11 protein-coding genes and 1 pseudogene are annotated in these 10,361 nt (G+C 59.5%); all 12 read right to left on the bottom strand.

Going from position 1 to position 10,361, the window contains the following annotated elements; all coding sequences use genetic code 11:
• Positions 1-76: 76 nt before the first annotated feature.
• Positions 77-658: pseudogene (locus PG897_RS07415) on the bottom strand (protein phosphatase CheZ); the annotation flags it as partial.
• Positions 659-670: 12 nt separating this feature from the next.
• Positions 671-1,042 carry a chemotaxis response regulator CheY gene (gene cheY, locus PG897_RS07410; protein WP_005298814.1) on the bottom strand — a complete coding sequence of 124 codons (372 nt, stop codon included), beginning with the start codon at positions 1,040-1,042 and terminating at the stop codon, positions 671-673.
• Between the two features lie 123 nt (positions 1,043-1,165).
• Positions 1,166-1,885, bottom strand: a complete 720-nt coding sequence (locus PG897_RS07405; protein ID WP_117405197.1) for an RNA polymerase sigma factor FliA — start codon at positions 1,883-1,885, stop codon at positions 1,166-1,168.
• Entirely contained in the window at positions 1,878-2,753 is an 876-nt protein-coding gene (locus PG897_RS07400) for a MinD/ParA family protein (protein ID WP_010634619.1), read from the bottom strand. Before PG897_RS07400 ends, PG897_RS07405 begins: the two co-directional genes overlap by 8 nt.
• Before the next feature lies 1 nt (position 2,754).
• Positions 2,755-4,167, bottom strand: coding sequence for a flagellar biosynthesis protein FlhF (gene flhF / locus PG897_RS07395; RefSeq protein ID WP_005298808.1), 1,413 nt, complete (start codon positions 4,165-4,167; stop codon positions 2,755-2,757).
• Positions 4,168-4,183: 16 nt separating this feature from the next.
• Complete coding sequence (flhA, locus tag PG897_RS07390; RefSeq protein WP_005298806.1) at positions 4,184-6,286, bottom strand: flagellar biosynthesis protein FlhA; 2,103 nt, start codon at positions 6,284-6,286, stop codon at positions 4,184-4,186.
• A 107-nt stretch (positions 6,287-6,393) separates the two neighbouring features.
• Complete coding sequence (flhB, locus tag PG897_RS07385; protein ID WP_201882534.1) at positions 6,394-7,524, bottom strand: flagellar biosynthesis protein FlhB; 1,131 nt, start codon at positions 7,522-7,524, stop codon at positions 6,394-6,396.
• Positions 7,525-7,649: 125 nt separating this feature from the next.
• Positions 7,650-8,441 carry a flagellar biosynthetic protein FliR gene (gene fliR, locus PG897_RS07380; RefSeq protein ID WP_017766596.1) on the bottom strand — a complete coding sequence of 264 codons (792 nt, stop codon included), beginning with the start codon at positions 8,439-8,441 and terminating at the stop codon, positions 7,650-7,652.
• 49 nt (positions 8,442-8,490) lie between these two features.
• The gene (gene fliQ, locus PG897_RS07375; RefSeq protein WP_005298799.1) at positions 8,491-8,760 is read right to left on the bottom strand and encodes a flagellar biosynthesis protein FliQ; all 270 of its coding nucleotides are present in this window, start codon (positions 8,758-8,760) and stop codon (positions 8,491-8,493) included.
• Between the two features lie 27 nt (positions 8,761-8,787).
• Positions 8,788-9,567, bottom strand: coding sequence for a flagellar type III secretion system pore protein FliP (fliP, locus tag PG897_RS07370; RefSeq protein ID WP_201882533.1), 780 nt, complete (start codon positions 9,565-9,567; stop codon positions 8,788-8,790).
• Entirely contained in the window at positions 9,554-9,937 is a 384-nt protein-coding gene (gene fliO / locus PG897_RS07365; RefSeq protein WP_010634624.1) for a flagellar biosynthetic protein FliO, read from the bottom strand. The genes fliP and fliO overlap by 14 nt, the downstream gene beginning before the upstream one ends.
• Positions 9,934-10,326 (bottom strand): flagellar motor switch protein FliN, encoded by a 393-nt coding sequence (gene fliN / locus PG897_RS07360; protein WP_005298791.1) that lies wholly within the window; start codon positions 10,324-10,326, stop codon positions 9,934-9,936. The genes fliO and fliN overlap by 4 nt, the downstream gene beginning before the upstream one ends.
• Between the last annotated feature and the right edge of the window lie 35 nt (positions 10,327-10,361).

Raw genomic sequence — 10,361 nt, 5'->3', positions numbered from 1 at the left:
AGGCAGCCTGTCAAGGTATTCGAAGAGTACCGTCAGGCGGCATAGGCGAGTGTCGCACTTCGAAGTTGAATTCGCGCATTTCTATTAATTTAGTTTCAACTTCCTGGACCAACTTGATGACCTTGCGGATCATTTGGCCGGTCAAATCCTGAAAATCTTGCGCCATCAGGATTTCTGTCAGCAGTTGCCGTAATTTATCGGCATCAGATTCAGAAGCCTTAATAAAATCATCCAGTTGGTGACACAAAGACTTGAATTGCCCAACACTCATGTCTCTGCTCATCAGGGCATTCCAGTTGGGCAGAACGAGTTGAATGTTGTCATTTAACCGATCGGCAATGGGCAGACTGGCTTCCACCGCATCCATGGTGCGATTGGCAGCCTTGTCCGTCATGTCGATGACATAGCTGAGGCGCTCCCGCGCATCGGGAATTTCATGGGTGGCCAGATCGGGGATCCTGGGATCCAGCCGAAAATCTTGTAGGGAATCATGCAGTTGTCGGGTCAACTGACCCACTTTGTCAAACAGGGCCGCCGCATTGGGTGCACACGCATCGGCGATGAGAGTGTCGGCCTGTTCGAATTCACCTTGCTCAAGATGGGCAACAAGCATCCTTGCCTGATCGAGCGAAATCATTGCACTCGTTTTGGCCTTCATCCCTGCTGCTCCTTAGCCGATTCGTTCAAAGATTTTGTCGAGTTTCTCTTTGAGCGTTGCAGCAGTGAAAGGCTTGACGATATAACCATTGACGCCGGCCTGAGCGGCTTCAATGATCTGCTCGCGCTTGGCTTCAGCAGTCACCATCAGTACCGGCAGGTGTTTGAGCTTGTCATCGACGCGAATAGCCTTGAGCAAGTCGATGCCTTGCATGCCGGGCATGTTCCAGTCGGTCACGACAAATTGAAAATCGCCATTTTTCAACATTGGCAAGGCCGTGTTGCCATCGTCTGCTTCGTGGGTGTTGTTGAATCCCAAGTCACGCAGCAAGTTCTTGATAATCCGGCGCATCGTTGAAAAATCGTCAACAATGAGGATTTTCATGTTCTTGTCCAAAATTCCCTCCTAAATAGCCGCCAGAGCGGCTCACTTACATGATGCAGATCGCAGGTTTTGTTTTGCGGATTATGCCTTAGAGTTTTGTTTCAGTGTAGCCAGTACAAACACTTATACATGCCAATCTCTTAAACGCGCGCGTAATCTGTGCATCGCCTGACTGTGTATCTGGCTCACGCGAGACTCGCTGACGTTCAATACCTCGCCTATTTCACGCAAGTTCAGTTCTTCATCGTAGTAAAGGGAGAGCACCAGCGCTTCCCGTTCCGGCAGGCGGGCAATGTGTTCGGCCAGTGCCCCCTGGAAACGTTCGGCCGCCAGTTCATCAAAGCCGTTGCTGCCCGACTCGTCATCGGGGTGACCGATGACGTCCTCGCTGACACCAAGATCCTCGATGCCGATGATCTTGCCGCAGGACACATCCTGCAGCATGGTGTGATACTCGGCGAGGCTGACCCCCATCTGGGCGGCCACTTCGGTGTCGCGAGCATCACGACCGTGGGTTTGTTCAACATTTTCGATGGCTTCGGCTATGGTGCGGCTGTTGCGGTGCACCGAGCGCGGCACCCAGTCACCGCGCCGGATCTCGTCCAGCATGGAGCCGCGGATGCGGATCCCGGCGTAGGTTTCAAAACTGGCCCCCTTGCTGCCATCAAAGTTGCGAGAGGCTTCGAGCAGCCCAATCATACCTGCCTGGATCAGGTCATCCAGCAAGACACTGCTTGGCAGGCGAGCCAACAAATGCTGGGCGATCCGCTTCACCAGCGGAGCATGGCGCTCGACCAGCACGTAGGAATCCTGATGACGCAAGTACGCTTGGGCTTTATTCACGGGAACCTTCCTGTGCTATGACCGGCTTTTGCAGCAAATTTTCCAGGAAAAATTCGAGATGACCGCCGGGTTGGTTAGGAATGGGCCAGCTTGCCGCCTTGTTGGCCAGCGCTCTGAATGCCAGTGCGGCCGGAGACTTGGGGAAGGCTTCGACAATCAGCTTCTGCTTGCGCACGGCAGCCCGCAGATTGGTGTCATAAGGCACGCAGGCAACCAGCTCCAGTGAGGTATCCAGGAAGCGGTCGGTCACCCGGGTCAGCTTGGCGTAGAGCTCCTGCCCTTCGCGCAAGGAGCGCACCATGTTGGCCACCACCTTGAAGCGAAACACCCCGTGCTCCTTGGAGAGGATCTTGATGAGCGCGTAGGCATCCGTGATGGAGGTCGGTTCATCGCAGACCACCACCATGATGTCCTGGGCAGCGCGGGTGAAACTCAGCACCATGTCAGAGATGCCTGCCGCGGTATCCACCAGCAGGATGTCGACCTGGGTCTTCATCTCGCTGAAGGCGCGGATAAGCTCGGCGTGTTGCACCGGCGAGAGCTCGACCATGGACTGGGTGCCCGAGGTCGCCGGCACTATCATCATGCCGTAAGGGCCTTCGACTATGATGTCGTCGATGGTGCATTCGCCCGCCAATACATGGGAGAGGTTGCGATGCACCCGCAGCCCCAGCATGACGTCCACGTTGGCGAGGCCAAGGTCGGCGTCCAGCACCATCACCCGTTTGCCTTGTGCGGCCATGGCTCCCGCCACGTTCAGGGTTACGTTGGTCTTGCCGACGCCCCCCTTGCCACCAGACACGGCGATCACTTTTACTCGATTGTTTTGACGCATTTTGCGCAGACCACTCGCCTGATCCATATACATGTTACTCATAAAACTCCGAATCTTCGGCCTCGCCAAAGCCTGTGCCCCAGAAATAGGGTTCTTCTGTTTCCCGCTCCAGCGAGCCCATGGCAGCTCCGACGAGCTGCGCCGCATTGGCGACCTGAATATCTTCCGGAACCCTTTGTCCATCAGTGATATAGCTGATGGGCAACGCATTCTGGATACACACGTTAATCACTTCGCCCAGATTCAGACTCTCATCCAATTTGGTAAGTATGCAGCCGCTCAATGGAATACGCCGGAAATGGTCCACCGCCTCCTGCATCACTCGACGCTGGGAGGTGGCCGACATCACCAGGTAGCTGCGGATGCGCACCTTGGCATTCTTGACCAGGGTATCGAGCTGCTCGGTCAGCCGGATATCCCGCTGCCCGACCCCCGCCGTGTCGATCAGCACTAGCCGGCGGTGGCGGAACTGATAGAGGGCATTGGCCAGCTCCTCGGCATCACGCACCTGGCGCACCGGGCAGCCCATGATACGACCATAGGTCTGCAGCTGTTCATGGGCCCCGATCCGGTAGTTGTCGGTGGTGATGAGTGCCACCTGCTCGGCGCCGTACTTCATGGCAAACCGCGCCGCCAGTTTGGCGATGGTGGTGGTCTTGCCCACCCCGGTCGGCCCGAGCAGGGCAACCGCCCCGCCCTGGCGCAGAATCTCGTCTTCGCTGATCTTGAGCTGGGCCGTCAGCACCTCGGCCAGCTGGGCCATGGCTTGATGAATTGGCATATCCTCGGGGATCATGCCGGCCAGCTGATCGGCGAAGGCATCGTCGAAGCCCATCTTTTTGAGCTCCTTGATGAGCAGGGCGCGCATCGGCTCGCGGCGTTCCACCTCCTGCCACATCAGACCGGAGATCTGGTGCTCCAGCAGCTTGCGGATGCTGGCCATCTCCTTGCGCATCCCTTCCATCTCCTGATCCCGCTGAGGGGATTGGGGAGCACGGCCGGGCGCGGCAGCCCTCGCCTTCGGCTTGGCCGGTTCGGGAGCATTGCCCCACTGTCCCTGTTCGGCCAGAGTGCGGGGAGCACCGCTGGCAGCTGCTGGCGCGGCGCCGTTGAGCCCCTGACCGGCCGGGTTCAGTTTTTGCTGGCGAGCCAGCAGGGCGGCCAGGGTATCGGCATAGTGTTCATTCTGCTCTTTGGCCGGGCTCGGCGCGGAGCGCGTCATCTGCCGGCCGGCAGACGAGATATTGACGCTCTCATCGTTCAACTGACGGCGAACCGGCGCGTCCTTGGGTCCCGGCACCTGGGACTGATAATCGACAGCAGCGACTATCTCCACCCCACCGGTGACCTTCTTATTGGACATGATGACGGCATCGGGCCCGAGAGTCTCCTTGACCTCGGCCAGAGCCGTTCGCATGTCCTTGGCAAAAAACCGCTTAATCTTCACCCGTCATCTCCGCTAACTAGTTCTGTCCTACCGCACTGACGATGCGGATTTGCTTGTCATCAGGCACTTCCTGATAAGACAGAACGCGCAATCCAGGAATGGCATTCTTGACAAATTTCGCCAGGGTATTGCGCAGTATCCCTGATGTCAGAAGCACGGCCGGCTGGCCTTCCAGTTCTTGTCGTTGTGTGGCTTCCACCAGCGAGCGTTGCATCCGCTCCGCCAGTCCCGGCTCGATGCCGGCACCATCACCACCCCCTGCCTGCAGGGATTGATGCAATATACGTTCCAATTCAGGCGCCAAGGTGATCACCGGCAGTTCGGGATCCGGTCCGGCAATCTCCTGCACGATCAGGCGCCGCAGGGCGATACGGCAGGCGGCCGTCAGCACTTCCGGATCCTGGCTGCGCGGGGCATATTCCACCAGGGTCTGCAGGATAGTGCGCATATCGCGGATTGGCACGCCTTCATTGAGCAAATTCTGCAATACCTTCACCAGGTTACCCATGGAGATGACCTCAGGAACCAGCCCTTCCACCAGCTTGTTCTGATGCTTCCCTATCATGTCGAGCAGTTGCTGCACTTCATCGTGACCCAGCAGCAGGGCGGCATGGTTGGAGAGGATTTGGCTGAGGTGAGTGGCCACCACGGTCGCGGTATCCACCACGGTATAACCCAGAGTCTGCGCCTGGGAGACCTGCTCCTTGGCAACCCACACCGCCTCCAGTCCGAAGGCCGGGTCCCGGGTGGCAATCCCCTGGATCTGGCCGAACACCTGACCCGGATTGATGGCCATTTCCTTATCATGGTAAACATTGGCCTCGCCGGTACTGACCCCCATCAAGGTGATGCGATACTGGTTCGGGGCGAGATCCAGGTTGTCACGGATATGCACCGCAGGCACCAGAAAACCCAGCTCCTGGGAGAGCTTCTTGCGCACCCCCTTGATCCGGTTGAGCAGCTCGCCGCCCTGATTGCGGTCCACCAGCGGGATAAGCTGATAGCCCACCTCCAGTCCGATGATGTCCACCGGCATCACGTCGTCCCAGCTCAAGTCTTTCTGCTCGTGAGGCTGCTCCGCGTTCGCCGGCATCAGCTCGCCCTTGGCGGCCTTGGCGGCCAGCTGTTTCTCGCGGCGCAGCAGCCACCAGGCACCGGCAGCGGCGACGCCACCCAGGCTCAGAAACGCCAGATGGGGCATGCCGGGCACGCTGCCCATCATCAGCAGGATACCGGCCGAGATGATGAGGGCTCTGGGGTTGTCGAACAGTTGACCCAACACCGCGGTACCCATGTCCTGATCGGTATTCTGACGGGTGACGATGATGGCGGCGGCGATGGAGAGCAGCAGCGACGGGATCTGGGCGACCAGACCGTCACCTATCGCCAGCAGGGTGTAGATCTGGGCCGCTTCGCCGAAGCTCAGCTGATGTTGCACCATGCCGATGATGAAGCCGCCCAGGATGTTGATGAAGAGGATCATGATCCCCGCCACCGCATCCCCTTTCACGAATTTCGAGGCACCGTCCATGGAGCCGTAGAAGTCGGCTTCCTGAGTCACGTCCTGACGACGCTTCTTGGCCTCTTCCTGATTGATGAGGCCGGCGTTCAGATCCGCGTCGATGGCCATCTGTTTGCCGGGCATGGCATCCAGGGTGAAGCGTGCACTCACCTCGGAGATCCGGCCCGCACCCTTGGTGACCACCACGAAGTTGATGATCATCAGGATCATGAAGACGATGATGCCGACCGTGTAGTTGCCGCCGATCACCACGTTGCCGAAGGCCTCGATCACGTGGCCAGCCGCCGCACTGCCGTTGTGGCCTTCCAGCAGCACCACCCGGGTGGAGGCGACGTTGAGGGCGAGACGTAGCAGGGTGGCTATCAGCAACACGGTCGGAAAGGCGGCAAATTCCAGCGGCCGGCGGGTATAGACCGCCACCAGCAGCACCACGATGGAGAGGGCGATGTTGAAGGAGAAGAGGATATCCAGCATCAGTGGCGGGATGGGCAGCACCACCATACCAAGGGAGGCCAGTACCAGCAGCGGCGTCCCCACGCCCTTGGTCAACAGCCACTTGTACTCTTTGATACGGCCCAATGATGCCTGGAGTTTCATCGTTTTTCTCAATCTCAAACCGCTGATGCCAGATTAAAGCAAACATCAAGCCAATAATGCAACGCATTGAAATACAATGCTTTTATTTTGACTGTGTCAGAAGTTTGTCATTTGCGAAATTCGGGCGGGATGGGCAGATCCTTGGCCAGCGGGTTGGGGCGACGACCACGGCCACGGCGGAACTTCCTGAGCTGATAGACATAGGCCAGCACCTGAGCCACGGCGGCAAATAGCCCCTCCGGGATCTCGTGGCCAATCTCGGTAGCGTGGTAGATGGCGCGGGTCAGCGCCGGAGAGGGCATCACAGGGATCTCGTACTCTCGGGCTATCTCCCTGATCTTCATCGCGATTTCATCGGTACCCTTGGCTACCACCTTGGGCGCGCTACCGGGCTTGGCGGAATCGTACTTGAGCGCCACCGAGTAGTGGGTCGGGTTGATGATCACCACGTCCGCCTTGGGCACGTCCCCCATCATGCGGCGCATCGCCATCTCCATCTGCAGGCGACGGATCCGCCCTTTCACCTCGGGTTTACCCTCGCTGTCCTTGAACTCGTCCTTGACCTCCTGCTTGGTCATCTTGAGCTGGCGCATGTGGTTCCACTGCTGGAACGGCACGTCGATGGCGACGATGGGAATAAGGGCGCAGCAGAGGATGATCAGCATCCACAGCAGCAGATCCAGCGCGTCTATGATGCCGCCCGGGTAGCCCTCGAGGGAGAGGTTGAGCAGGTGGTTGAACTGGCTGGAGAGCATCCACCAGGCGAACAGGGTGATGAACACCACCTTGGCGATGGACTTGATCAGCTCGACCAGGGACTGCACCCCGAACATCCGCTTGATGCCGTTGAGGGGGCTCAGCTTGCTCCACTTGGGCAGCATGGCCTCGGAGGAGAAGTTCATCCCCCCCATTAGCACGTTGCCGACGAAGGCCGCAATGGCCACCAGCATGAACAGCAGACCAAGAGGCTGCAGCAGTTCGCGCAGCAGGGCCGGCAGCATGGTCATCATGGCGTTGGGATCGAACGCCTGCTCCCTGTCCAGGGTAAAGCCCATGGTGAGCACTTTGACCATGGCGCCGGCCAGGCTCTCCTTGACCATCAGCAGGCCGAATACGGCCGCCAGCAGGACGCTGGCGGTGCCCAGCTCCTTGGATCGTGCAATCTGCCCTTTTTCCCGGGCTTGTTGCAGTCGTTTGCCCGTGGGTTGTTCGGTACGTTCCTGATCAGTATCAGCCATGCTGACCCCCGCACAGGTTGAGTGGGCGAGCCGAAACGCCCGCCCGCTCGCCGCCGTTCAGCAGAGCGAATGCAAGGCCGCAGGCCAGCGCGGCCTGCGGCAGATAACGGCGCCCCACTGCCATCTTACTGGCCCCCCAGACACTGGGTGCCGATGAGGGTGCAACTGGTCTCCTGCACCCGCTCCCACATGCTGTCGAAATGGCCAAGGAAGCCGCCGATGGTGAGCCAGAGGATCAGCAGGCCCGACATCATGCTGACCGCAAAACCGATGCTGAAGATGTTGAGCTGGGGGGCGGCGCGGGTCATGACGCCGAAGGCAAAGTTGATGAGCAGCAGGGCGACGATGGCGGAGAGCGCCATCACCAGCGAGGCCTGATACATGACCCCGAGAAAACCGATCAGATCGCGGATGGAGGGCAGGCTGAGGCCGCTGTCAGACACCGGCAGGGTCTCGAAGCTCAACACCACCATGCGCAGCATGATGAGGTGGCCATCCACCGCCAGAAACACCAGGGTCGCCAGCATCAGATAGAACTGACCCACCACAGGGGCCGACTGGCCGTTCATGGGATCCACCAGAGTAGCGAACCCCAGGCTGGTCTGCATGGCGATGATCTGGCCGGCCATCACGAAGCTTTCCATCAGAAACTGGGTCATGAGGCCGAGGGCGATGCCGATGAGCAGCTGCTGCCCCAGCACCAGAAAACTGCCGACGGAGAAGAGCTCAATCCTGGGCATGGCGGGCAAGAGAGGGGCGATCATCAGGGTCAGCGCCAGCGCCAGGCTGATGCGAATGCGGGCCGGGGTCAGCCGGCTGCCGAATACTGCCATCACCATCAGCAGCCCACTCACTCGCGCCAACGGCCAGACGATGGAAGACAACCACTCCATGATGAGAGCGGTTGTATAGGTCATGCGGGCACCTTGCCGGCCTGCGGCAGCGGCAGGCGCACGGCCTGGCTACTCATCCCACCACCTCGGGAATTTGACTCACCATCAGCATGAAGAAGTCCATCAGACTCTGCAGGCCCCAGTGCGCCCCCGCCCCCAGCGCAAACAGGGTGACGATGAGACGGGGCAGAAAGCTCAGGGTCTGTTCGTTGATGGAGGTGGCGGCCTGGAAGATGGCCACCAGCAGACCGACGCAGAGGCTCGGCAGGATCACGGCACACACCATGATGGTGACCAGCCAGAGCGCCTCGCGAAAGACGTCGATAAAGGTTTCAGGACTCATGCCATTCGCTCCTTGCGTCGTTCGCCCTTAACCACCGGCACCCAGACCAAAACTGTTGGCCAGGGATCCCAGAATGAGGTTCCAACCATCCACCATGACGAACAGCATCAGCTTGAACGGCAGCGACACCAGCATCGGCGACAACATCATCATCCCCATCGCCATCAGGATACTGGCCACCACCAGGTCTATCACCAGGAAGGGCAGAAACAGCATGAAGCCTATCTGGAAGGCGGTCTTGAGCTCGCTGGTGACAAACGCCGGGATAAGCACCCGCAGCGGCACGTCGGCGGGCTTGTCCACCTGCACGTTCGCTATCTCCATGAAGGTGTTGAGATCCTTGATCCGGGTCTGGGCCAGCATGAACTGGTGGATGGGCAGCTCGGCCCGCTCCAGCGCCTCCTTGGCCTGAATGGTCTCGGCCAGATAGGGTTGCAGCGCCTCGTTGTTGATGCGATCCAGCACCGGCGACATGATGAAGAACGACATGAACAGGGCGATGCCGATCAACACCTGGTTGGAGGGGCTCTGCTGCAGGCCGATGGCCTGACGCAGGATGCCGAGCACTATGATAATGCGGGTGAAGGAGGTCATCATGATGACCATGGCCGGCAGGAAGGAGAGCGCCGTCATCAGCGCCAGCACCTGCAGGGTCAGGCTGTATTCCTGGCTGCCGTCCGCCATGGTCTTGATGGTGACCGCCGACATGCCGTCCTGGGCCAGCGCCAGCGGCGAGCAGAGGATCAGGAGGGATAACAGGCCGACCAGCAGCCGACCGTGCGGCCGTGAGCCGTTAGCTTTTTTCATGCTTGCCCATCAATTTGCCAAGCTGCTGGGAAAACGCCTGGGGCTGGCTCTCGTCCAGCGGCTCTTCCAGGCGATAGAGAAAGTTGACCTGCTGCGGCGTCACCCCGAGCAGCAGTTGCTGCTCGCCCACCTTGACCACCAGCAGCTTCTCCTTGTAGCCCACCGGCAGGCTGGCGATGACGCGCATCTGGCCGCCGCCCATGGCGGTGGCAATCTTGCTTTTCTTGAGCAGGAAACCGAGCACCAGGATGAGGCCAATCACCATCAGACTGGAGAGCAGCCAGGAGGTGAGGCTGGGCGGATTGGCGCCCGCACCGGGTTCGGCCAGTGCGGGGAGGGAGAGCAGCCACAGCGACAAGAGACGGATCATTTGAGTTTCTTGATCCTTTCAATCTGACTGATGACGTCAGTCAGTCGAATACCGAACTTGTCGTTCACCACCACCACCTCGCCGTGGGCGATCAGGGTGCCGTTGACCAGCACGTCCAGCGGCTCGCCCGCCACCCGATCCAGCTCCACCACCGAGCCCTGGTTGAGCTGCAGCAGGTTGCGGATGCTGATCTGGCTGCGGCCAACCTCCATGGCGATGGTGACCGGGATATCCAGAATGGTATCCAGCTTGCGCCGCTCCTCGGCACTGATGGGGGCATCGTCCTTGAGCTCCTCGAGAGGAGCGGGCTTGGCTTCGGCAGTCACCTGCTCTTCCAGCGCGGCAGCCCAGGCGTCCGCCATCAGATCCTCTTCCTCAGTTCCGCTCATCTTGAATTCCTTATGCTGTTTTCGTGACGGTCTGC

Origin of the sequence: Aeromonas sp. QDB20, assembly GCF_027707805.1 — a bacterium.
Taxonomy (GTDB): domain Bacteria; phylum Pseudomonadota; class Gammaproteobacteria; order Enterobacterales; family Aeromonadaceae; genus Aeromonas; species Aeromonas dhakensis.
This window is presented reverse-complemented; position numbering and strand designations above follow the sequence as displayed.

What these genes read in the sequence shown, in the direction of transcription:
- cheY (WP_005298814.1), bottom strand. Translation starts at nt 1,042, where the DNA reads ATGAAAATCCTCATTGTTGACGATTTTTCAACGATGCGCCGGATTATC.
- PG897_RS07400 (WP_010634619.1), bottom strand. Translation starts at nt 2,753, where the DNA reads ATGTATATGGATCAGGCGAGTGGTCTGCGCAAAATGCGTCAAAACAAT.
- flhA (WP_005298806.1), bottom strand. Translation starts at nt 6,286, where the DNA reads ATGAAACTCCAGGCATCATTGGGCCGTATCAAAGAGTACAAGTGGCTG.
- flhB (WP_201882534.1), bottom strand. Translation starts at nt 7,524, where the DNA reads ATGGCTGATACTGATCAGGAACGTACCGAACAACCCACGGGCAAACGA.
- fliR (WP_017766596.1), bottom strand. Translation starts at nt 8,441, where the DNA reads ATGACCTATACAACCGCTCTCATCATGGAGTGGTTGTCTTCCATCGTC.
- fliQ (WP_005298799.1), bottom strand. Translation starts at nt 8,760, where the DNA reads ATGAGTCCTGAAACCTTTATCGACGTCTTTCGCGAGGCGCTCTGGCTG.
- fliP (WP_201882533.1), bottom strand. Translation starts at nt 9,567, where the DNA reads ATGAAAAAAGCTAACGGCTCACGGCCGCACGGTCGGCTGCTGGTCGGC.
- fliO (WP_010634624.1), bottom strand. Translation starts at nt 9,937, where the DNA reads ATGATCCGTCTCTTGTCGCTGTGGCTGCTCTCCCTCCCCGCACTGGCC.
- fliN (WP_005298791.1), bottom strand. Translation starts at nt 10,326, where the DNA reads ATGAGCGGAACTGAGGAAGAGGATCTGATGGCGGACGCCTGGGCTGCC.